This is a genomic window from Bacillus tianshenii, from assembly GCA_020524525.2.
Lineage (GTDB): Bacteria > Bacillota > Bacilli > Bacillales > Bacillaceae_N > Bacillus_AV.
On record CP129018.1, the window covers coordinates 3,093,053 to 3,116,878 of the forward strand.

A 23,826-nucleotide genomic window follows, 5' to 3' on the forward strand; every position below is an offset into this window, starting at 1 on the left:
CTCCATTTACTCTAATATATAACTTCAATCCCATCATTCATTACCATATGTTGAAAATCTGAATTGCTTATTTTCTCTTTTTGTTGATTTAAGTTCAGCAATTTGTTTACTTTTTTGAAATAACGAGTCTTTCTGTCTGCTTTTCTGTAGATCGAAATCAACTGAGCAAAGTCTTGTTGGTGGGAGTTGCTGCTGTAGGTGCTGTATAAAAGTCTGTCATTACTTGAAAAGTAAATATCGTTTGAAAACGGACTAGCTTTGGTAGTTGAAAAGTAGCTTCTTTCTACAAAGTCATATAAGTCATGATCCATGCCCACAAACGTAACTTGTGTTTGGCCCGGTAATTGTTCAATGATAGTTGAAACCCACAACAAGGATAGTTCTCCTCTATTTACATTCCCGTTCTCTAAAAGGAAGTCGTCATAAGCATTGAAAATCATTTGATCTGCTTTCGAAAAAAATTGTTTTGTTTCTTTTACTCGCTCTTTCAAGAGTTGGATACTTGTAAAAGCACGCTCGCTAGCTATGATAAATTTACTTCTTGCAGCACTTAGCTCGTAATCGACTTTAAGCAAGTCAATCAAATTTTCTTCCTTCACGTAGAGAACTTGATTGAATTGAGACAAGTAACTTAAATATCGACGTTCCTCATCTTCAAGCAATCTCATTTCTTTGGCAATTGTATCTGTAATCAGGATAGGTGTATTCTGAGCATAAGATAAAAAAAGAAGGGCATTATGATTTTTAAATGCTAATTCATGCGAGGATATCCCAGAAGTGTCATATAGATAAACTTCCTTTATCTCATCTAATACGTCCACAATTTCTTCAATATCTGTGATAAAGGATGTTTCTGTGTTAATGAATTGATTCAGAATACTTGTCGTCAATTTCTATTCTCCTTCCCATGAGTGAGAAAGAAACTGCGAATATCCTCTAACACATTCTCATTTGAATGCTGAGCTACAGCGGGTAAAGGATTATTCTTCATCAGTATTTCTAAACTTTTAAAGTTTGTATTGTTACTTGCCTCAAAGATATATGTGTCTTTGCCAAGGTTTTGAAATTCCTCGATAAAGTTAATCTTCTTATGAAATAGAACTTCTAAATCTTCAATTTCAATAAGGTTAAGCTCATATAGTCTAATTAATACTGCTTTATAAGGTGCCTTGAATGCATTCATACAAAGTAAAACCTTATGAAAGAGCGTTTCTTCCTTATTTTCTGGGCCTGTAAAAAAAGCTCGCAGTTCATGCTCGTCTAGTAATAACAAAGAGGAGAAGTAATCCGCTTTTCTTTCACTGCTTCTATTATCAATATCAACCTCAATCAGATGCAGTTTACCTAATACTTCATTAATTGTAATCAAATGATATAACTCATGAAACAAAACAAAGTTTTGATAGATTCTTGGCTGAGCAGAATTAATATAACAAATGCTTTTCTTCGTATTGGTTGTCCGAATAAAGCCACCAAATGTGAAATCTTGAATAGGGGCTTCTATTAGATAGTGGTGTTGTTCAATATACTTTTTAACGCCATCTATTCTGTTCCAACCTTTTGGGTGGTAGTTTTGAATATACCGGTTCGCTGCCATATGGACTTCTGAGCGAATCTCTTTATTCTCTTGTAATAACTGAGGTAAATCTTCAAAGATAATTTCAGGCATTCGAGCTTTCCTCCAAGTTGTATGTTTCTATTAATTCACACACTCTTAAAAGCTGATGTAGACCTTCTTCTCCATCTTTCGATAAAGGCCCCGCAGAGAAAGCAATCGCTCTTAGATCTTCCTCTTTATTTGATTCATATTGAAAATGTGGATTTATAAAGTAGGTACTTTCAAGCCCTAAGACTTCCGCTAATCTAACTGCAAAATCAAGAACATTTGACCTTTTCTTATTCATGTAATCAGAGAAGTTAGATTCAGACATCCCCAGCTTCTTGGCCAGCCTTTTTCTTTTCAAGCCTTCTCCTTCGATAAATGTATGGATGTTTTCCAACGTTTGGGTCACGCGATGATCGAATGAATGTTCTTGTTTACCTTTCATGTTCATCATCTCCTTACAACTAGTATATCATGTACATCTTCCTTTCATCCATAATTACCGAATTAATATGCGAATATAACTATCCTATAACTAAAAAACCATTTAAAATTCCAAAATAATTCGTTATAAGTGAATTTGCACAGCAGGCTATCCACAATTATCCCTCTCAATTAGCTGCTGAGTCTCTCTAAAAAAGTGATCGCCTGTCGCAATCACTCTTCTTCATTCAAGTTATAATTTATCTACACATTCACGTAAGTCTTCCACTTTCAATTGTTGATACCGGGCGGTCGAGCGTAAATCTCGGTGCCCAAGTATCGATGCGATATATTTCTGATCCACACCTCGTAGTGTTAAATGTGTTGCTGTACAGTGACGCAAGGTGTGAGGGGTTACTCTTTTTTCTATTCCTGCTAACTGGACAATTTTCTTTAAGTTCTTCCTAGCATCTGAAGCACTGACTGGTTGATGGATACTTCTTGGTGAGCGAAAAACAAAAGTGGATTGGTCATGTTCATTTTTTGCGAGAAAGAATTCAAGGAGTTCACACAACTTCTCGTTTAGAGGAAGATATAAGTCATGGCCGTTTTTCGTTTTTGATAGATAGAGCTTTTTATTCTTTAAGTCAATGTCTTCTTTCGGGAGAACTCGAATTGGGGTAATCCGACTGCCTGTGTAGTAAATTAAACTAAAGAATACGTGGTAAAATTCAGAATATTCCTTAGCAGCCTGTAATAATCGTTGCACTTCTTCAAAGTCCAAAACATTTGGCAGCTGAGAATGTACTTTCGGATGCTTGATTCTTGCTGCAACATCAATTTTGAAATCCATCTCATAGACGAGAAATTTATAGAATGATTTAAGAGTTGATAAGTTTCTGGCAATTGAGCTTGATTTCAATCCTTGCTCATCCAAGTACGTAAGGTAATCCAAAATATCTTCCTTCTGAAGCTCTTCTGTAAATACCCTGCCCTCATAGGAAGTAAAAATAAATTCGTTAAACTTCTTTAAGTCCTTTGCATAACCACTTATCGTTTCGTCTGAGTATTTTTGCCGTTTCAAGTGACGAAGAAATTTTTGTGAGTAAATGTGTAGATCAAACTGATTATGATGAAACATGGTCATTCCTCCAAACTACTTGCACTAAGTTATGATGAGACCTCTTCCGCTTCCTCGAGGAAATGATGCTGGCGCAGGAACCATTCAATTTTCGGGTCGCGAAATGTAGGCGATTGTTCGAGCCACCCATGGTTAATGACATGCTGATACATATCCACCGTGTTCAACAATGGACAGAACCATACAGCATGGATAACTTTGGCTTTCACTTCCATCGTGGGCAGCTTGGCCTCGTCTAATAAATAGAGACTGCACTCCCCTAGCCAATGTTCAAAATCAGCTAAACTTAGTTTGTCATTATAATGAAGAAACACGTCAAAACTTTGTGCATTAAAAGTCATTCGAAAGTAGACATCGCGCTTATCTTTATAGATATAACCTTCTGTTTCTGGTTCTGGTTTGAAGTCGAGCTGTTCTTTTTTGCTTTGGACAAGATTCAGCCAATAGTTTTTGATATCTAGGACCATTCTTTTTACTTCTTTAAGCTCGTATGGTTTTAAGAAGCTTTTCTGCACTTCGATAATACGCTTCTTAAATTCAGGTAATAAACGCAATCGTATAGCAGGGTGAACAGATTTGATTAGTTCCATAAAATCTGCAATATCAGTTTCTTCTATTATATAGGGCCCTGCTACAACATCTTCTATTTCTTGTTCTTCAGTTTTCTTACTGCGTAATTGATACAATTCTTCAACCTTCACTTCAAACACATCCGCCAGCTTCTCAAGTGTTGCTCTGGAACCTCCCCTTCTCCCTTGTTCCATTAATGTAATCATTTGATTGCTGACGCCGATTCTTTCTGCAAGCTGCACTTGTGTTAAGGAATTTTTCTTGCGATTGGACTTAATGAAATTTCCAAGTGCTGCAAACATTTTATCATTTGGCTTGTTCATCAATAACACCTCCAACCATTTGTTACCAATATGTACAGATTGAAGGATTTTTAAACTGTTGTTTGTAGGTCTTTTGGTCTATTATCTGTTAATTCTACACTTTTCTGTATCGTTAACGGCGATTAATGATACAAAGGAAATAAATGTAAGTTTTTCTGACGCAACTTCAATCACAGAAGATTCATTAGCACAAACTACATTAACTCTAACCCCTGCTGAAGGTGATGCTTTAACTGCATCTTACAAAGTCGGAAGTCTGGCTGAGAATTCAGCAGTTTTTGTCATTGATGCAGAAACTGTTGGGGAAGGTACATATACTGTAACTTCTGATTCTCTTATGATTCCTGAAGGTACAACAACAACGTATACAATGACAGCAACTGCTCTTGAAGCTGTTAACAATGCAGATGCTGAAACAATTCAAGCGGTATTAGAAGCTAATGCAGAAACTCTAAGCTTAAGCTTAGAAACTTACAATACCTTAGAAGATACGTATAAGTCAAAAGTTGGCACAGTTGTGTTAAATGCTAAGAGCATTCAACCAGGTGGCGAATACAGTGATGTAGCTGCAGTAAAGATTGCTTTTGATAATGCAGTGTCAAACCAAGCTGCTCTTCAAGCGAAAGCAAATGCAACAGTAGCCGTGAATAACGTTGAAATTGATGCTGAAGCTGAGGATATGGAAGCAGCAACTGCAGCTGCAATTGAAGAAATGCAGCAAGTGCTAGCTGAGAATGCAACAGTATTGGGTATTGACTTTACTGATTACGAAACACTTGTTCAATTCTCCAAAGATGCAGTAGCAAAAACACTTGTTGATGCTGCGGATTATACAAATGCAGCAGCAGTAAAGGCTGCTTTTGAAGCAGCTGTTAATACAGAATTGACAGCACTTAACGATGCGGTAGATGCAGTGAATGCTGCAAATGATGCAGCTGCTATGAAAACTGCTTTATCAGATAACACGGATGTATTAGCACTTGCAACTGGCGCTGATTCTGATTATGCAATGCTAAGTGAATCATCCCAAACAGCTGTAGCGAATGCTGTTCTTGAAAACCGTCCAGAAGATGACGAAGCAACTGAAAATGTTGATGAAGCTGGTTATAAAGGTCAAGCAGCGATTCAAGCAGCGTTTGATATTGCAGTAGCAGACCAAAAAGTAGAAGCTACAGCAGCAGCCGTTACAGCTGTAAATAATGCTTCTACAGCATCAGAAACAAAAGTAGCTCTTGAAGCAGGAGCAGAACTAATGGGGCTTAACCTAGAAGCTTACAGCGCGTTAGGTGATGATTCTCAATATCAGACAGCTGTAGCAGAAGCTGTTCTTGATGGAAAGGCAGTTCAAGCGAATGGTGAATATGCTACAGCAGAAGCTGTGAAAGCGGTATTTGAGGTAGCAGTTGAGAATGAATCTAGTGCAGCAATTAGCGATGTTGTAGCTACAGTAAATAATGTTGAACTTGCTGGAGAAGAAGCTACAGCTGAAGAAATCGCAACAATGAAAGCTGTATTGGAAGCAAATGCAGATGTACTTGGTCTTGAGATTACTGGTGAAGATTCAGCTTATGTCGCGTTAGGTGATGATTCTGCATATCAAACAGCTGTAGCAGAAGCAGTGTTAGAAAACCGCCCAGCTGAAGGGTATTCTACGACAACAAGTGTGAAAGCAGAATTTGATACAGCAGTCGACACACAAGCAGCAACGAAGCAAAGTGATGACTTAGCAGATGCAATCGCAGCAGTTAATAATGCAGCAGATGCAGCAGCATTAGAAACAGTGTTAGAAACAGAAGCTACTTATTCAGCTCTTGGCCTAGCTATAGGTGGAGAAGAAGCTACAGCATATGACCAATTGACAGATGCGGGACAAGATTATGTAGCTCAAGCAATCCTAGATGCGAAGTTATTACAGGACAATCAAGTGTACGCAAATGCTGAAGCAATTCAAGAGGAATTTAATACAGCGGTAACTTATCGTTCTCAGGTGGAAGCTGGTAAAGCTGTAACGGATGCAATCGCAGCAGTTAATGGCGCAGCAGATGCGGCAGCATTAGAATCAGTATTGGAAACAGAAGCAAACTATTCAGCTCTTGGTCTTTCTGTAGAAGAAGGCTCAGCATATGCTGAACTTCGCGACAATTTCCAAACAGAAGTTGCTGCAGCAATGCTTGAAGCAAAACCTGAAACGAACTTTGCAACAAAAGCAGCAGTTCAAACAGCCTTTACTACAGCAGTAACTGAGCAAACAGAAGCTCAAGAGGCTGAAAATGCAGCAATCACTGCAGTTAATGAAGTTAGCGTTACTGGAGAAACTGCAACGGATGCAGAAAAAGAGGCTATGGTAAGCGTATTAGAGGCAAATGCAGCAATCCTTTCTCTTGGTGATGAAGAAGCAGATATGCCATTAGCAGATTTCAATGCATTAAGTGAAGCAGCGAAGCTTTCAGTAGCAGAAGCAGTATTCACAGCTAGACCAGCTGAAGGGTTTGCACTAGATGTCGGTAAAACAGCGATTGAAACAGCATTTGAAGCAGAGGTTGCTACTCAGGTTGCTGCTCAAGCAACAGCGGTAAATGCAATTAATGCTGCAAGCACGACTGAAGCAATGATTACTGCTCTTACAGATAATGCAGATTCACTTGCATTAGACCTAACAGACTTTGAAGCTTTTGAAGAGCCAGTAAAAGCTGAAATTGCCCAAGTAGTAATTGACGGTAAGCTGGCTCAACCATCTCTTAGCTATTCTGGTGCAGCGCAAATCAAAGCAGTATTTACGAATGCTGTAGATGCTGTTCTTGCAGAAGAAGCGACAGAGGATCAAATCCTTGAAGCTGTTAATACAGCAACTGCAGAAACAATGCAAGAGGCTCTTCTTCAATACGCAACTAACCTTGATCTTGCAGTTGGTGAAGGTTCTGATTATGATAACTTAGGCGATGCTTACAAATCAGCAGTGGCAGTTGAAGTATTTGAGAATATTCCAGAAGATAATGCTGAGACTCCTGATACAAATGAATTTGGTTATGATACATTAGCAGCTATTACTGCAGCATTTAATACAGCAGTTAATAATCAAGAAGTTGCAACTGCAGTTGATAAAGTGAACGCTGCGTTAACTGTGTCGTCTACGCAAACAGCTCTTGGTAATAATGCTGAGTTGTTAGGTCTAGAAGGTTATGCAGACTTAACTGCTGAACAAAAGCTAGAAGTAGCAACAAAGGTTAAGAATGCCAAAGCGATTCAACCAAATGGTGAATTTGCAACTGCAGAAGCAATTCAAACAGTATTCAATAATGTTATCTACCCTACAAGTGCTGCTATTTCTGGCACATTAGCAGAAGCGACGTTAGATGGTGGTACTGTAACCGTTACTTTAACGAATGAAACATTTGAAGATACTTCATTAGACTTAGCAAACTTTGCGTTAAACAATGCTCCAACTGGTCTAACAGTTGAAGGTGTAACTTATGTAAACGATACTGAAGCTACAGTAGACCTTGCATTTGATGGTACTGACTTTGATACAGATGTGACGAACTTCAGTGTAACCGTTAATGCAAATGAATTAGCTGGTTCAGCAAACGTAACAAGTGATGACTTAACAATTAGTGCCGTGGATGAGGGCTTTAATAGCTTTAACTTAGCTGCAGCTGACGCTGGTGAAAAAGCAGATGGTACAGCTGGAAATGCTCTAACAACACCTGCAAATTCGCTAACATATGATACAGAAAACGATAAGTATGTATTAGATGTTTCTGGAGATGCAGCTGATAATGCTTTTGAGCTTTCTCTATCTGGTACAACTACAACTGATGTAGAAGATGCGACAGGAGCTAGTGCATACGAAGTATTCTTTAAGCAGGTCCCAGCAAGCTTTGATTACTATGCGGCATCTCCACAATATATGAAGGATACTTTACCATCTGCGGATACGCAAACAGCAATTGCTCGTATTACGGATGTAGGAGATACTCCAACATTGTTAGATGGTTATCGTTATAGCTCTGATAACAGTATTACTACTGGTATGTTGATTCCAAATGACTTCACACCAGGAATTTATGTCCTAGAAGTAGTACTTACTGACACTCGTGGTAACACAGTTACAAAAGAAATCACTCTTGAAGTTCAATAAGGGGACAGTCCCCCACCACAGTGAAGGACTAAAGTGTTAAAATAATATTTTTGATGAGGAATAGCTATACTGTTCCTCATCTTTTTTTGGACTTATACTTCCATATTTTACACCTTTAAAGATATTATGGATAAAATCTAGGTTTTTGACCTATGTAATGAGAATCATGATATTTCCATTTTAACTTCAAGACTATGCGTTTTAGCACACATCAAATGATCGTGTTTTGCCAATGAGCGTTAATAACCGATTAACAGTACAGTTTTTATAGATAAATAGTATTGGTATTGTTATTTGCATGTGATTAACGATACAAAAGACCTAAGGGGGAGATTGAGATGTTGTTTACGGATTGTGTGGAGCGATATTTGCTTCATTTACAGAGTAAGAATAAGAGTCCGCAGACGATTAATGGCTATAAGAAGGACTATCGCTATTTCAATACGTTCTTGGAGGAACGTTATAACGGTGTTGTCTATATCGATGAAATTACACATGAGGACCTTGAGAATTATCAGGTGTATTTGAGCTTTGAGAAGAAATTGAAGCCGCGTAGTGTGAATCGTTACTTGTCTAGTGTGCGTTCTTTGTTTGAATATGCGATGAAGAAGGATTGGATTGAGAAAAATGTAACAAAGAACTTAGATAACGTTAGCGTTCCTGTGAAAGAGCGTTCCTATCTAAATCATGACGAGTTAGAAAGGCTGTTTGAAGCGATTGACCATGATGTGATTAAAACGACGATTATTACGATGGCTTATACAGGGCTGCGCATTTCCGAGGCTGTGAACCTTACATTGGATGCTGTTAAATTGGATGAGCAGTATATCCGCTGCTTAGGAAAAGGAAATAAAGAACGTCATATTCCGATTTCAGGTAAGCTACTTCCAATACTAAGAGATTACTTGGAATACGTACGCGAAGCTTCATCAGAGTATTTCTTTGCGACGAGTAAGACGGGAAGCTTGTCTGCTGTATACGTAAATCGTGTTCTTCATCAGGCAGCTGACAAGATTGGGTTACAGAAAAGAGTATCTGCGCATATCTTAAGGCACAGCTTCGCGACGAACCTTGTGCATAAAAACGTGAATATTGTCGACTTGCAGCGACTTTTAGGGCACTCCTCTCTGCGGACAACTAGTATCTATGTACATACAAACCAAGAGCGCCTTAAGAGCGCTGTAGACTTGCTGTAGAGGGGTCTTTTTGATGGCAACTACAAAAGAATTAGAAAAACGAATAAATACGATACTGTTTGATTTGTCAAAAGGAATGGATAAGGATGAGGTTGCGCAAAAGTATGGGTATGCGACGTTTGAAACGTTAAGTACCGTTCTTAATCGACATGGCTATCGTTGGGATAAAGGAAAGAAGAACTTTGTAAAGCAGCCAAGTATTATTAACGAGGATATGAGAATGCAGATGAAGCCAAGAGGCAAGGTTGGAGAGGTTATTCAGCGGTTCGAGAAAGAAAAGGATGCTAGGAAGATTGCGAAAGAATTAAGCTTTAAGACACATCGTGATATGGCGAATTATATGGCTGAGAAAGGCTATACATGGGACAGTACAAAACAAAATTATGTGCTAGAAACAGGTTATGAACCAGAGCCCCAAACAACGGTTGAATATGAACCAGTTACTGTTGACGTCAATGACGTTCCTTCAAGCGAAGGTCTTAACCCTGAATATCTAGAGATCCTGCAGTTTCTGCAATTAAAGAGGGATAAGCTGTATGAGATTTTGTTGGAAGGAGAGATTGCGAGAACATTTCCGAATTATATTATCCCAGGGAAGACATTCACGAAATCGATTCAGATTACTGAAGGGTTAGACCAGCTGTTGAAAGCCTATAGTGAGGAGAAGAACGTGCCACAGAAGAACATTGTGCAAGTCGCATTGGTGGAGTTCTTTAATAAATATGGGTATGAGCATGAGATAGAGGCTTTATTTGGAAAATAGTGAGAAGCTAGATGCCTATTAGAAAGGGTAAATACCCTTTCTAATACCTTCGTATAGCGAAGGGTTGTTAAATGGGTGTAAGCGGAATTTGAGGCGTTTGGTATGGGTGTTAAGTATAAAGGTAGGTCTCTAGATGTGTAATAAATAAGAGAATGGCTCTTTACGGAGTCCATCCTCTTATTTTTTATTCAATATTGCTACCTGCCTTTATCACTTTATCTTAGTGGGAATGATTTGATTATTTCAGTTCTTCAATCTCCTCGACCGTTAACTTAGTGAATTTCGCAATTGTCTTCACATCAAGACCTTCTTTTAACATACTTAATGCTATCGCTCTTCTTTCTTCTGTCTTGCCCTCAACAATACCTTCAACTTTCCCTTCAGCTCTTCCTTTAAGCATTCCTTTCTTAATTCCTTTCTTAATTCCTTTCTCAATTGCTTCTTTCTCCCTCAGCTCAGCTTCTACTCTTGCGGCTTCTTCGTCCAGCACTTGCTTCAGGCGTGCTTCATAAGCCAATACTTCTTCATGTGAAGCACTCAGCAACTCCCAGCCTTGAAATGCTTGTTTTAGCGTCTTATCTTTCATGGCGATCTCCTCCAATTCTTTGTAGATGTCTTCGTAGACTTCTCCAATCCGGTGATCGACTACTCCTAATAACAACAGCCACCTGGCAAGCACGTCATTCCACGGGTCTAATTTATTTTCTTTCCAGTCACGAATCAGCTTCGGTATTTCTAAAAAGTGAAATTCCATGACATCGGTTAATTTAAATCGTTCTTCATCTTCATAAAGATGATAAATGGTATGAAACTTCTCCGTTTGATTAAACAAATTGAAATTCAAGATGTTAATCGCAATCACGGGTTGAAGTGTTTTATATGACATGTTCTTTTTGATGGGGGCACGATAAATACCTGACCAGTAATAGATAGAACGCTTAATCATATCATATTTATTACTAAACTGAATTTCAATGTTAATTTGTTGCTCATCATTCGTAATAGCAAGAATATCTAAGCGGGACTGCTTATCCTCCTGATATTCTCCGCCGGCTTCTGTATTGTAAAACGTAATGTCCTTAATACTTTCTCGACCGTTTCGGTTCAAGACAGCATTTAAGAATACAACGGTTATTTGTTTATTCTTTTTTGTTCCAAACAATTGTTTGAACGCATAATCCACCTTAAGATCCATCAACCGGCTCAACGGCACGCGTTTCAGCAGTCTTGTTTTCACTTGTATACCAACATCCTTACATCTTATTATACCACTTTTTATGCTTTCTTCTTCTGTCTGTCATGTTTATTCATTCTACGATAGGTCATCGCTTCCCATAATGCTTCATCTGTTATGTGTTCTTCATCTTGCAGGTCTGCTATTGTTCGAGCCAAGCGGATAATTTTCACTTGAACACGGTTGCTCCAATGCTGCTTCGTTGAAAGCTGTTGCAGCATGTGCTTCTGATTGGTTGTGAGCGGGGTTGTATGCTCAATTCGTTCATATGACACCTCTGCATTGCACTGTTCTTGCTGATATCGTTCATATTGCCTGTGGCGGGCCTTGGTCACTCGCTCGCGAACTGTTTCAGAGTCTTCATTGACTTCTGTACCGGCTTCCATGTTCACTGGACGCAGGCTTAATAAGAGATCCATTCGGTCGTGAATAGGACCCGAGACGCGGTTCTGATATGCTTTCACTTGCTTTGGGGAACAGGTACAGTAGTGTGTCTGGGAGCCGAGATGACCGCATGGGCAGGGGTTCATTGCACCGATGAGAATGAACTTAGCAGGGTATGTTACTGTCGAGTGGGCGCGGCTGATAGTAACTTTGCTTGTTTCAAGCGGTTGCCTCAGCATATCGAGTGTCTTCTTTGTAAACTCTGCCATTTCATCGAGAAAAAGGACGCCATGGTGAGCTAATGAGACTTCTCCTGGCTTCGGGTAGGAGCCGCCGCCAATTATCGCAACGGAAGAAGCAGAATGGTGAGGGTTACGGAATGGAGGATAGACGGTGGAATGAAGTGGTGCACCTGCTAATTGATAGAGACTGATTGTTTCCAGCTTCGCTTCGTTTGTAAGCGGAGGCAAGATTGTTTGAAAGGTTTGAGCAAGCAGGCTTTTTCCGCAGCCCGGTGGACCTGACATAAGCAAATGATGCCCGCCTGCCGCCGCTATTTCCATCGCTCGTTTGGCTTGCTCATGGCCGATAATGTGTTTGAAATCCTGATCATAAGCTGGTTGAATAGTAGTTCTTGTTTTACTTGGGGGAAGTGGTTGAAGCTGGAGGCTTTGCTGTCCTGTTAGGGAGTGGATAACGTCTTGTAGGTGTTGGACAAAGTGGAGCTTCACGCCGTCAATATATTCGAGCGGCAGGTTCTCATCAAAAGGAAGATATAAGTGCTCAATACCATTCTTCTTTGCAGCCATAATGGCAGGCAGCATCCCTTCGACAGGGCGAATTGTGCCATCTAGCGATAATGCACCTAGAAAAGCGGTTTTAGCTGGCAGGTCTTCAGCAAAATGATTGACTGATTTTAAAATTCCGATGGCCATGGCTAAGTCAAACATCGGTCCATTCTTCTTTTGTTCTGCGGGTGATAGGTTTATGATGATTTTTTTGTCAGGAAGCTCGACTCCAAATGAATGCAAGGCAGCTAACACGCGTTCTTTCGACTCCTTTACAGATGTATCCGGCAAGCCGACAATGCTCATTGCTTCCATGCCGGGAATCATTTGGACTTCCACATGCACAGTGTAGCCCTCAAGACCTTTCAATCCAATGCTCTTCACTGTTACGGCCATCAGCATCACTCCTCGTTTTCTCTTCGACAAAGCGGCGGTAATGTTCTTTCTCTGGTTCGGAAAAATAGGATAAAATTTTTGAAGTGGAGATGTGGTGGTTATCTTGATTGGAGATATATGAACGATAACTGCTCCAGCGGTAATTCTCTGGCTTACTCACCATGTTTGCTTCCAGAGGGTTTCGATGAATATAGCGGCTTACTTCGAGGAGGTAGTCAGATGTAGCAATAATTTCTGCCGCATAACGGCCTTGGAACACGTGTCCGACAAGGTGGTGACGGCGGTTGAATTCAATTGCGTAAAGCGAATGCCATTTCTTCATAATCGGTCCTGGTGGTGTCTTCGTCGTTTCAAGCAGAAGGTGAATGTGGTTTGTCATAAGGCAGTAAGCGTGGAGAATAAAGGGGAATTCAAAGCGGGCTTCTTCTAACAGTTCTAAATATCGCAAACGGTCTTCATCGTCATAAAACAAACTTGCACGTCTGTTTCCACGGGCAGTAATGTGATAAATCGCACCCGGAAACCAAACCCTAGGCTGTCGCGCCAAACGCATCATCCTTTCTTTCTAGCTTATCTTTCATTTATTCAATATCAAGGTGGAAATTCCTGCATAAAAATTGGAAAAGCAGAGAGTATTATCGAGGTTAACACGACCACCCATCCGCTTTATGTAGTTGCTAAATATGATTCTAGCAAGAACGAACTCAAAATCTATAATATTGTAAAAGGAGAGTCAATCATCTCGCGTGAATGATTGACTCTCCTTTTTATTTACAATAATTTAGCGCATTAACGCAGCGGGGGAATGTCCCCTTTCACTTATGGCATCTCACAATTCCAGATCTTCCATTCACCATCAATTCGTGTGAAGACCGCAATATTATTGTCGCCTTCTTTTGCTGCAAAATCACCGCTTTTGAAGAGGACAATCTTTTCTACCTGTTGGTCACCGAAAATTCCAACCTTATAAGTAATAGGCTCTTTGTACGTTATGATGATCCCTGACTCACTTTTTAGCGCTTTTTCCATTTTGCTATCATCATAGTAAAGGCGAAAGCGGTCGACCGCATTTTCTAATAAGCTACTAACATTTTGTTCATATTGTAATTGCATATCGCTTTCTTCTACAAAAGCTAACTTTCCGTCTTCAAATACTTCTACTGTAAATGCCACTTGCTCTACTCCTTTTGCTTCTTCTGTTTCGTTGCATCCAGTAAGCACTCCAACTGTCATGAAGAGAGCGAAAATCAAAGCTTTCATATTTTTACCCCTATCTTATTATTGTGCTTGAACACGCACATCATCAATTAAGACAGCAGTGTCATAGACTGTATCTGTAGCATCTGCAGCTGTGAATGTAAGAGTAACAACTTGGCCTTTGAAGCTTTCAGGAATATCAAAGCTATGTGACTGCCAATCAGTCATCCATACATCCCCTACATCAAATATTAGGTCAGGTGATACTGGAACAAGGTCTCCGCCAGGTTCTTCATACGAGCCTTCAGTAGGTTCATACCCTTCTTCCCATTCATTGTAATAAGAGTTTGAAGCTCCAAATTGTTCTGCTAACGAGTTGATTGTTAGATTAAGAACTAGAACTTCTTCTCCATCCTTAGAAGAAAGCGTAACATTGAATGGATCATCATAGTTGCTTCCTATATACTCTAAGAATTCCTCTGACATGTAATTCCAATCAAATGTCAACTTATCCGCAGTCTCACTAAGATAAAACGTCTGTTCAATCTGTCCAAGTGCTTCCGTATAACCTAAGCCAGTTGAAATGATTGCCATTCTATCTCCGTCCACGGGAGTTGAGACCACAGGGCTTCCGAGACTGTAAATGGCACGACCATCTCCAATTGCTTTCCAGCCTTGAAGAGAACTTTCGAAGCTTCCATTAATAAGGTTAGAAGCTACCCCAGGTTCTTCTTGTGGTGTGCTGAACTTAAGGTCACTGTCGCCTTTTAATTCCCACATAGCATTCAAAGAGTAATATGGATCATAAGCTGGCATTGCAAAGTAAGCATCACCGGTTGTCTTACCTTCATTAACTAGAAGCTCAACTAAACGGATAGACTGCTCATAAGCGAACTTACTCGTTACACTCTTATCATAACCGTAGTAAGCGCCTGCGCCTTTTTCACTGAAAGCATTCCAAAGGCTATCTGACATTGTACTTTCACATGAACTATTTACAATCACTGTATCATCAAACTGATCATCTAAATGCTTATTAAACCATTCATGATTAACAGCGTATACTGGCTCTTTCACTTTAACACCATTGTTTTCAGTTACAATCATATGCTGCGTTAGAACAACTTGTCCTAAGATTTGTTCTACTTCATATTTTGTGTTGTCGACTGTCTCACCTGTTAAGATCCACTTTCCAGCTGACCCGTGAGTTGAAATGACAACTAGACCGTAATCAGTCATTTCTTTAAGTGACTCAATATCCGCTTCTGTATTTGTTTTCTTTGTTACGTTGAAACCAAGCTGGGAGCTTGTAAGGATGTCGGCAATTTCTTCTGTTTCATCCCATGGATAGAATTCATTTTGGAAAGGAGCCCATAAGAAGGCTGAACGAGAACCAATTTCCTCATAATCTCCATCACTTTGCATTACGTTAAGTTGAACTGTCTCTATCGGAGGTGCCTCGGGAGCATTTTCTCCTGTTGTTTGCTTGTCAATTGGAACTTTAGGTTCTCTAACTCGTTCCTTCTTTTCTTCTTCTCTATTTTGGTCAGTAACTTCACTGCTATCTGCTTTCGGTACTTCTAATGAACGGATTCCTGCTTCTACATCTTCCTCTTGTACGATCTGAATCATTGATTTCAAGCCGTTTGTATGTTTGACTTCAATAACGCCCTCTTCTGTCTCTTCGTAGCTTTCTACATTGGCGTCTGAAGCTAGATTCGTCTCAACGATGTTAACAATTTCTTTGACTTCAACTTGAGTATTAGCTAATTGTTTCACCGCATCTGAAGTCTTTGTATGCGTTTGTACTACTTCTTTAACATCTTCCCCGTTGGAAGTTTGAATAATTGCTAATTCAGTTTGCGCAGACTGAGTTGTTCCTTCCTTTGTTGTTACGACAACTTTGAAGGTTATGTCTGCCTCTTGCGAATTATTAATCTTGTCATTTAACTTAATGGAGTATGTACGGTCTCCACGGATTTCATCCGCATGCTGTTCTAAGTCTCCGCTATCGAATAAATAATCAACTAGTTCCCAACCATTTGCTGTCTCTTTGTATAAAGCAACAGGAGATATACCAGTCGTTTCATTCGTTTCGGCTAATTCGCTCTCAGACTTATCCACTTCTATTGTCAAACGAATATCTTCGTCTGAATAGCCAACTGGGATACTTTCAGATGGAAGGAGCTGAACTTCATTAATAAAGTCCGTATCTGGTACACTTGGCGCAGCTACTGTTGTAAATTGCATACTTACCGGAGTAGTCATCGCAACTTGCTTTGTCGAATAAATCCCAGGCCCCACATAAAGCGTATAAGTTGTATTATATTGATAGGAACCACTTGGAGATACTGTAATCAAATCTCCATTTAATGACACACTTGTATCTACCTTTGTTCCATCATTTTTCTTCACGTAGACGGTATTACTATTAACCGATGAATCTTGTAAATCCACATTAAATGAAATATTCCATGTTTTATTGATTGGTTGGTCAAAGCGTGGTTCTAACGGTGTCCATTCTGTTCCTTGCGCAGCAGCTGATAAACTAGAAAATGATGCTACTAGCAAGATAACAGTAAGTAAGACTGATAAATGCTTTAATAATTTTCTTTGCACGAACTATATCCTCCTCATAATGTATCATAAAATTTCACAAATATGGTATTTCTACAAATGTGTAACTATTCCTGCCTTTATTTAATTGAACACAAAAAAAGTGATCGCTTAATTTTGAAAATATAGGATTATTTTATAGTGGTGCAATGCCAGTGGGACTGTCCCCAGTTACCTTATTAACAATCCCTTTCGCTTACATACATTTGTTTTCTATTATTTTTTAAAAAAGAAAAAGCTAAGCCCCATAGATTTCTCTACCGAGCTTAGCTTTATGAAAAAAGATGACATTTAAACAGTAACCAAAAAAGAAAAAAAGGCAAAAGAGCAGATTTGCCCTTCGCCTTCCTCTTTAGCACTTCACAGTACCGGGGGACAGCGCCGGGGGACTGTCCCCAAACCTGATTTAAATGATTAACGGAAAGTTGAAATGTAAGACTATAACAGTAGAATCGTTAACTAAAAAGCGAGGCACCCTAAGAAGAAAGAAGGAAAGGGTTAGAAAATATTAAATTAACGTAACAATTTCTGCTTTGCTTTAATATTTTCTATAAAAAAATGTAATAACCTCTTCGAAAATCTATAAAACTTTCGATAAATTTCAACATATTTCGGGGAGTGACAGGCACCCTATCAAAGCCCTTTCAAAAATTTTGGGAGTGACTGGCACGATTCCTTAGTTTCAAAATTTACAACACTATGATAAAATCTTATTCTAGGTACATCTTAATAAAGCTAGCTGTATTTGTAAGAAGATTTATTAATAACACACCAATTACCAAAGAATAAACGGGTATAATAAAGGTATTAAATGCTTCGGTTGGCCAATAAGAAATAAATATTGCAAGTAGGTTTAATCCACATATAACCAATAGTTGTCTAAAATAGTTTAGTAATGGCTCAGTTGATACTCCTTTTTCTTTAAGTAAAAAATTAAATGAAATTGTTACAGCTCCCAATCCTACTACAACTGCCATGCTTATACCCACAAATGATCTTAAAAACTGGACTAGAATTTCCTGAGTTTGTCCTACTACCAATAGAATCAATGCCGCTACAGCTAATATTAATATGATGCTTAATGTTAAATAACTACCTGCAACTTTATGAGTCAAATTCCAAACTTTTTTCATTTTAAAACCTCCTTATACTTCTATACGTTCACGAATACTTACTAGTTTCAAAATTTTAGAATTAATAGATTGTTTTAATACTCAAACTAACACAACTTTTACTCATATTCTTGCAGAAAGTGCGGATGCAGGAATAGAAGATGGTTGGAAAGACTATCAAGATTGTGAGTATTGCTTTGTGTATGGTCGTGATTATCTCGTATTCTTTGATGCGGATCTTGAGTGTCCTGATTATTCGGGGCTAGAAGAAGTCGTTAAGAAGCATTTCAGCAATTCATAAGCAAAATGCCCTCTAACCTAATGGAATGGCTAGAGGGCTTTGTTATTTCTTTTTTTTAGAAACATAGAAAAAGTCCTGTAGAGCTTTTCTACTAAGCTATCACTCTTCGACAAAATTCGGAGAGTGACAGGCACTGTTCCCATTGACTCTCCTTTTCTTTTACTCTATAAAACTTTCGACAAAATTCGGGGAGTGACAGGCACTCTTCCTTTACCAGTTACCCCATAGAAAAGACGGAGAGCATTTATCGCCCTCCGCTTTCCCTTTAGCACTTCACAGTGCCGGGGGACTGTCCCCAATACCCGAAAAGAAAACACCACCGTTTGGAAATGTCGCATTGTTAAAGAGAGAAGGAAAGAAAAAGAAAGATAAACATACACGCCGAGAAAAGTTAGGAAATTATTAATAAAAGGTAAAAAAAGGGAACAAGGTCAACTGAACACCCTGTTCCCTTTTTTTCTTATAAAGTCGAGAATTATATGGTAATTTTTTATATACTTTCAATTTATTAACTACAATGCAATGCCAGTGGGACTGTCCCCAATTTCCAGGTCTGCTAAACTATGAAAATGATTGATTTAAAACCATTATTAACAATCCCTTTTGCTTATATACATTTGTTGTCTATTATTTTTAAAAAAGAAAAAGCTAAGCCCCATAGATTTCTCTACCGAGCTTAGCTTTATGAAAAAGAAAGGTTATAAAAACAATAAGGCTGAAAATAAAAGAAGACAAAGAGCAACTTTGCCCTTTGCCTTCCTTGTTAGCACTTTACAGTGACGGGGGACCGTCCCCTAATTTTCAAAATTAATTGCCTTTTGAAATAGTAACTGTACCGCTGAAGCCGTTATTATTATCATCCATAAAGTCATCACCATCAATTGTGATAGTTGTAGTACCTGTGAATAATGCTGCGTTATTACCAAGAGTAATAATAACTTGATCATTTTCTGAATCATAAGATAGTGAAGCTTGATCCGCAGTTTTTAAAGTGTCACTAAATTGAGCAACACCAGATAATTCAAATCCAGAATATGGAAGCACTTTAGAAACTTCAATGCTATTGTCAGCAGAACCAGGTGTAGTATCTACGATAAGATCATTTAAGCTTCCTGTAGTTCCATCAGTTTTTTGAATTTCACTAAATACAACATTTCCTGTAGTAGAATTTACAGATTGAACAACAGCATAGCCTGTAGTTGATGCAGTTGCATCATGAATTCTTACATAGTCACCTGTCTCGAATTTGCCTGCATCCCCAGCTGTACTAAATGTAAGGTCATCTCCATCTGTATTATCAAATGCAAGTAAAGCATCTGTAACTGAAACAGTTGGTAATGCATCACCTTTAAGATCAGTGTTAAGTGAAAGAATTACTTTATCACCTTGATCCATACCATTACCATCTAAGTCATATGCTACAGCAGAAGTTAACTCAGGTTTTACAGAAGCTGTAGATTCAGTTTGGAATTGGATTTCGTAATCTGTACCTAAATCCTTAGTCGTATCTGCACTATCAGAACCTACCCCACTATCTACACCTAACTTATAAACTTTACCAGCTTCTAAGAATGTATCTGGAGTAACAATGATTGATTTTTTGTCGTCACTTAATTTGTAAGAACCAGCTACTTGAGTTGAATCAGTTACATTATAAAGGATAACGTCATCAGTTGAGTCTGCAGTAGATTTATTTGCTAGTGCTTGACTTCCTGTAGCGATATCAGCTGTGTCAATGGCTGTATTGAAATCAATTTTAATTTCCTTATTAACAGGAACATTTGCTTCTCCATCAGTGACTGTCGCACCAGTAACCGATAATGCTGGAGCTGCTCCTGCAGCAGTTGTGAATACATACTCAGTAGCCTTTAACGGATTACCAACTTTATCTCTAATTCCATTATTTGCTATTACTTTGTATTGAGTTGTACCTTCCAATGTTGCATCTGTTTCAGGAGTTAACATAACAGCCGGGATACGAGTAACTACGCTATTGTCAGATACTGTAACCTTGCGGTCAACTTTGATTGTAGTCTCACCAGTTCCTTGAGTAACTTCTACGACTTTAACAAATACATTATCAGTAGCAATCTTCAAGATGTCACCAGCAGCTACATCATCTACATTTGTTGTAGTTGAACCAGTACCAGCATCATCAATTTTAATTGTATCAACATTAGTGAAAGAACCTTTTACTGCAGCTGTATCACTTAGAGCAGTTGTAGTAGCAGATTTAGCAGTAATCTTATAAGGTGCTTTCGTTCCATCTGCTTTTGCGATATATAAAGTTTCATCAGTAACTGTTGTTAAATCAACATCAGATTGATCAAACTGAATAAATGCAGTTTCTGTTACACCAAATCCAGTATCAAACTTGAATGGTGTAGATGCAGTTGCGTCTGCTACACTTAGAGCTGGAGCTGGACCTGTAGTAAATGTTAACGATGAAGACTTAGCTTTATTACCATCAGCATCAGTGTACGCATCTGTTAATTTCAAAGTATAAGTATTGTTATCAGCTACTTCAGAAGCTACACCTGAAGCGTCTAATGTAACAACAACTTTATATTTACCAGTAGTAGCATCATTAACAATTTGTAAAGGTAGAATTGCTACCTCATCAGTTGTAGCAATTGTAAACGGTAATGCTTTATTAACAGCCATAGTTGTATCATTATCAGTATAAGCAGAAGCTACTGTACGGTAATAAACCTTATTACTATCAGATACATCCTTGATAGCAATAACTGTACCAACTGCAACGTCTTGGTTAAGGTCAATCATATTGATAGTTGTACCAGTGTCATTTACAGAGTCACCATCAGTATCAGACCCAGCAGTAGTACCTGCACTAGTTAATGCAGCAAAGTCCTTAACCTTACCCAATGTCTTTGTAGTACCGTCAGCAAGTTTTAAATCGTATAAGCTTGTAGCATCTTTATCAAGTACAAGTGCTTCATCATAGAAGAATTCTAATGTAGAAGCTTTAGATACTGATTTCGCATTGTTTTCTAATACTGTAGAACCTTGCTTCACTTCTGAAACTTTAGGAGATGTAGTATCACCTTCACCAGTTGCAAAGCTTAGCTTGTAATTTTCAGCTAACTTAACAGCAGTATCACCAGCAGCAGTATAATCTGTAACTGTTGAGCCAGTATCGCCACCACGTAAAATTAGTGAGTAACTGTTTGTTTTAGATAGTGATTGACCGCTTTTTAGCTTGAAAATAACTGTTTTCTTATCTGCAGAAAATTCTACATTAAATAATGCTGAAGCATCAACATAGTTACCAGTAGTTTCATTCTTTAAGAATACTGTTTTAGTTGTTACCGCAGTTGGACCAGCAGTAGCTTCATTACCAGTAGTGCTACTTAAAGAAATAGAACCAGTAGCAATTGGTTCACTAAATGTAACTTCTAAGTTATCTGTTAGAGCAATACCTGATGCACCATTTGAAGGTGTTGTGCTTACCACTGTAGGTGCTTCTACATCAGCTGTAGTGAAAGATACTGGATCTTGCTGAGTAAGCTTGTTGCCAAAGATATCTTTGATGCCATCATCAACAGATACTACTAATTGGTAGTTTGTTAAATCTTCTAGGTCTGCAGCTGGTGTTACCTGAGCAGTTTTAGCATCTGCATTATATACAACAGAAGCCTCTACAACTTCACCGCTATCAGCATTACGAAGTTTAATTGTTTCTTCGTTTACTGTGCTAGGATCGACAGCAACATTGAAATTAACTAACGCATTAAAACCGTAATTTGCAACAGTTCCATCGTTATTATATTTTGTGTCTAGTTTACCGTAAATGTTATTACCAGTTAGGTTTGTAGTACCGTCAGCAAGCTTAACACTTGATACTCCTACAGCCCCACTAGAAACACTGAAAGAATGAGTAAACGCATCTACAGTACGTCCATCCGCAGTTTTTAGTTCATTAACTTGAAGCTTATAAGTCTTACCAGTATTTAATGCTACTGAAGCGCCACCTAAGTCGATTGTAAGAGTAGACCCACTTGCTGAAACAGTATCAACTTCAATTGCTTTTCCATCTTCATCAACTAAAGTAACATTTGATTTAGAACCAGCAGCAAAGTTTAATGAACCGTTGTAAGTTACTACTAATTGGTTAATTGAAGAGCTTACAACAACTTCTCCAGCTTTTACATCTGTATCAATATTTGTTGGAGTATTATCTTTAACTGTTAAGTTTGTAGCGATTGAGTGGTTATTAGTAGAGAAAGTGTGTTCATAAGCTTCTTCAAGTGCAACGCCTTCAGCATCTTTTACAGCTGGCTTAACTACTAGCTTGTACTCTGTATTTACAGCAAGGTTTGAAGTAGGAACAACTTCTACAGTCTTCTTATCATCTTTTAAAGTTACTTTTACAGGAGTTACTGCACCGTCCTTAAGTAACTGAATGTTTGTAGAGTTAACTGTATCTGCATCTAATTCATTATTAAATGAAAAAGAGAAACCTTCGTTAATGCTAACTACTGAAGTATCTGTACCGTTAATCGCCGTTACCGATTCAACAGCAAGCTCAGCTGAAACTTCTTCACCATCGCCAGCTTCGTATTGAGTCGTTTCACCAGTTTCTGGATCTTTATACTCAACTGATGGAATTACTGATTGATCATCTAATGTAGTCGCATCGTTGTTGTACCAAACACCATTTGGTGCTTTCACGTAGACTTCGCCACCAGTGATAATTGCTTGTTGGATTTCTTGCATATTAGCTGCATCATTTGCATAATCAAGATCATAAGCTTGACCACCGATTACAACTGTTCCAGTTGGAAGTGCTGCAAATACACCTGGAGCAACTACTGATGCTGCTACAGCTGTTGTTACGGATGAAACTAGAAACTTTTTATAAGATTTCATCTAGGAATGCCTCCTTAGAGATTTTCAATTTAGTCATTAATGTTACTATTCAATGCCAATTACTTCTGGGGCTACAGGTGTGCTATCAGCTATTTCATTTCCATCCCCTGCTTCATACGATGTTTGAGTCACACCATCAGTGTATGTAACAGAAGGAATTAGAGAAATATTATTTAGCTTCGAAGCATCATTATTAAACCAAACCCCATTTGGTGCTTTTATATATACTTTTGGTGCCGGGCTTTGAAAAAGGTGAGATTTAATCTCATTGAAGTTGTTAGGATCATTAGCATAGTTTAAATTAAATGCATTTTCTCCAACAACAACTGTGCTATTAGGCATTTCAGCATAAGCTATATCGCCCAAACCTATAGAACTAATAACTATTGAAGAAGAAAAAATAATAGCCTTTACAGCTCTCTTCATAATTTTACTCCTATACCACACATATTTTAATCTAAAATAATCGTGTCTTCTTTTGTCACAGCACCATCATTATTTACAAACTTAACAACTACTTTACTTCCCTTTTCAGGCATAGGGAATATTGTAGTTGTTTGATTAAGTTCAACCTTTTTACTTAGTGGGTTGTTTTCCAGATCGAACACTTGATAATAATGAGCACCTGCTGGATCTTCTGTTCCAACAGTTATGCTGCTTCCAAAGAGCGCTTCTTGTAGAGAATATTGAATTGTTTGGCTCATTGGAATCTACCCCTTAATTCATTTTTAAGATTTAGGGTGAGGGGGAA

The 23,826-nt window shown here is 38.5% G+C and carries 17 protein-coding genes; 3 read left to right on the plus strand and 14 right to left on the minus strand.

Translation table 11 applies throughout. The features are described from left to right. Nucleotides 1-11: 11 nt before the first annotated feature. The 5 genes from LC040_15550 to LC040_15570 form a co-directional block, all read right to left on the minus strand. Nucleotides 12-890, minus strand: coding sequence for a hypothetical protein (locus LC040_15550; GenBank protein WLR50662.1), 879 nt, complete (start codon nt 888-890; stop codon nt 12-14). Beyond that, the gene (locus LC040_15555) at nt 887-1,669 is read right to left on the minus strand and encodes an ImmA/IrrE family metallo-endopeptidase (protein WLR50663.1); all 783 of its coding nucleotides are present in this window, start codon (nt 1,667-1,669) and stop codon (nt 887-889) included. The genes LC040_15550 and LC040_15555 overlap by 4 nt, the downstream gene beginning before the upstream one ends. After that, nucleotides 1,662-2,048, minus strand: a complete 387-nt coding sequence (locus LC040_15560; GenBank protein WLR50664.1) for an XRE family transcriptional regulator — start codon at nt 2,046-2,048, stop codon at nt 1,662-1,664. The genes LC040_15555 and LC040_15560 overlap by 8 nt, the downstream gene beginning before the upstream one ends. A gap of 231 nt (nt 2,049-2,279) precedes the next feature. Beyond that, complete coding sequence (locus LC040_15565; GenBank protein WLR50665.1) at nt 2,280-3,167, minus strand: tyrosine-type recombinase/integrase; 888 nt, start codon at nt 3,165-3,167, stop codon at nt 2,280-2,282. A 29-nt stretch (nt 3,168-3,196) separates the two neighbouring features. After that, a complete protein-coding gene (locus LC040_15570; protein ID WLR53313.1) occupies nt 3,197-4,039 on the minus strand; it encodes a helix-turn-helix transcriptional regulator in 843 nt (280 codons plus the stop codon). 79 nt (nt 4,040-4,118) lie between these two features. Between LC040_15570 and LC040_15575 the strand changes: the two genes are divergently transcribed. The 3 genes from LC040_15575 (at nt 4,119) to LC040_15585 (ending at nt 10,157) form a co-directional block, all read left to right on the plus strand. Beyond that, nucleotides 4,119-8,198 (plus strand): hypothetical protein, encoded by a 4,080-nt coding sequence (locus LC040_15575; GenBank protein WLR50666.1) that lies wholly within the window; start codon nt 4,119-4,121, stop codon nt 8,196-8,198. Nucleotides 8,199-8,536: 338 nt separating this feature from the next. Beyond that, entirely contained in the window at nt 8,537-9,394 is an 858-nt protein-coding gene (locus LC040_15580; GenBank protein WLR50667.1) for a tyrosine-type recombinase/integrase, read from the plus strand. Nucleotides 9,395-9,407: 13 nt separating this feature from the next. Then, nucleotides 9,408-10,157 carry a hypothetical protein gene (locus LC040_15585; protein WLR50668.1) on the plus strand — a complete coding sequence of 250 codons (750 nt, stop codon included), beginning with the start codon at nt 9,408-9,410 and terminating at the stop codon, nt 10,155-10,157. Nucleotides 10,158-10,395: 238 nt separating this feature from the next. On the opposite strand, the gene LC040_15590 is transcribed toward LC040_15585, so the two are convergent. The 9 genes from LC040_15590 to LC040_15630 form a co-directional block, all read right to left on the minus strand. Beyond that, the gene (locus tag LC040_15590) at nt 10,396-11,394 is read right to left on the minus strand and encodes an Rpn family recombination-promoting nuclease/putative transposase (protein ID WLR50669.1); all 999 of its coding nucleotides are present in this window, start codon (nt 11,392-11,394) and stop codon (nt 10,396-10,398) included. A 38-nt stretch (nt 11,395-11,432) separates the two neighbouring features. Next, nucleotides 11,433-12,959 (minus strand): YifB family Mg chelatase-like AAA ATPase, encoded by a 1,527-nt coding sequence (locus tag LC040_15595; protein WLR50670.1) that lies wholly within the window; start codon nt 12,957-12,959, stop codon nt 11,433-11,435. Continuing rightward, on the minus strand, nt 12,919-13,506 hold the full coding sequence (locus LC040_15600; protein ID WLR50671.1) for a transposase: 588 nt from the start codon (nt 13,504-13,506) through the stop codon (nt 12,919-12,921). Before LC040_15600 ends, LC040_15595 begins: the two co-directional genes overlap by 41 nt. 272 nt (nt 13,507-13,778) lie before the next feature. Next, complete coding sequence (locus LC040_15605; GenBank protein ID WLR50672.1) at nt 13,779-14,219, minus strand: hypothetical protein; 441 nt, start codon at nt 14,217-14,219, stop codon at nt 13,779-13,781. Nucleotides 14,220-14,237: 18 nt separating this feature from the next. After that, on the minus strand, nt 14,238-16,775 hold the full coding sequence (locus tag LC040_15610; GenBank protein WLR50673.1) for an Ig-like domain-containing protein: 2,538 nt from the start codon (nt 16,773-16,775) through the stop codon (nt 14,238-14,240). A gap of 707 nt (nt 16,776-17,482) precedes the next feature. Beyond that, nucleotides 17,483-17,905 carry a hypothetical protein gene (locus LC040_15615; GenBank protein ID WLR50674.1) on the minus strand — a complete coding sequence of 141 codons (423 nt, stop codon included), beginning with the start codon at nt 17,903-17,905 and terminating at the stop codon, nt 17,483-17,485. A 1,087-nt stretch (nt 17,906-18,992) separates the two neighbouring features. Further along, nucleotides 18,993-23,075 carry an Ig-like domain-containing protein gene (locus LC040_15620; GenBank protein ID WLR50675.1) on the minus strand — a complete coding sequence of 1,361 codons (4,083 nt, stop codon included), beginning with the start codon at nt 23,073-23,075 and terminating at the stop codon, nt 18,993-18,995. Between the two features lie 45 nt (nt 23,076-23,120). After that, the gene (locus LC040_15625) at nt 23,121-23,501 is read right to left on the minus strand and encodes a hypothetical protein (protein ID WLR50676.1); all 381 of its coding nucleotides are present in this window, start codon (nt 23,499-23,501) and stop codon (nt 23,121-23,123) included. Nucleotides 23,502-23,527: 26 nt separating this feature from the next. After that, the gene (locus LC040_15630; protein ID WLR50677.1) at nt 23,528-23,779 is read right to left on the minus strand and encodes a hypothetical protein; all 252 of its coding nucleotides are present in this window, start codon (nt 23,777-23,779) and stop codon (nt 23,528-23,530) included. Nucleotides 23,780-23,826: the final 47 nt, after the last annotated feature.

What these genes read in the sequence shown, in the direction of transcription:
- LC040_15555 (WLR50663.1), bottom strand. Translation starts at nt 1,669, where the DNA reads ATGCCTGAAATTATCTTTGAAGATTTACCTCAGTTATTACAAGAGAAT.
- LC040_15560 (WLR50664.1), bottom strand. Translation starts at nt 2,048, where the DNA reads ATGAAAGGTAAACAAGAACATTCATTCGATCATCGCGTGACCCAAACG.
- LC040_15565 (WLR50665.1), bottom strand. Translation starts at nt 3,167, where the DNA reads ATGTTTCATCATAATCAGTTTGATCTACACATTTACTCACAAAAATTT.
- LC040_15570 (WLR53313.1), bottom strand. Translation starts at nt 4,039, where the DNA reads ATGTTTGCAGCACTTGGAAATTTCATTAAGTCCAATCGCAAGAAAAAT.
- LC040_15580 (WLR50667.1), top strand. Translation starts at nt 8,537, where the DNA reads ATGTTGTTTACGGATTGTGTGGAGCGATATTTGCTTCATTTACAGAGT.
- LC040_15585 (WLR50668.1), top strand. Translation starts at nt 9,408, where the DNA reads ATGGCAACTACAAAAGAATTAGAAAAACGAATAAATACGATACTGTTT.
- LC040_15595 (WLR50670.1), bottom strand. Translation starts at nt 12,959, where the DNA reads ATGGCCGTAACAGTGAAGAGCATTGGATTGAAAGGTCTTGAGGGCTAC.
- LC040_15605 (WLR50672.1), bottom strand. Translation starts at nt 14,219, where the DNA reads ATGAAAGCTTTGATTTTCGCTCTCTTCATGACAGTTGGAGTGCTTACT.
- LC040_15615 (WLR50674.1), bottom strand. Translation starts at nt 17,905, where the DNA reads ATGAAAAAAGTTTGGAATTTGACTCATAAAGTTGCAGGTAGTTATTTA.
- LC040_15620 (WLR50675.1), bottom strand. Translation starts at nt 23,075, where the DNA reads ATGAAATCTTATAAAAAGTTTCTAGTTTCATCCGTAACAACAGCTGTA.
- LC040_15625 (WLR50676.1), bottom strand. Translation starts at nt 23,501, where the DNA reads ATGAAGAGAGCTGTAAAGGCTATTATTTTTTCTTCTTCAATAGTTATT.
- LC040_15630 (WLR50677.1), bottom strand. Translation starts at nt 23,779, where the DNA reads ATGAGCCAAACAATTCAATATTCTCTACAAGAAGCGCTCTTTGGAAGC.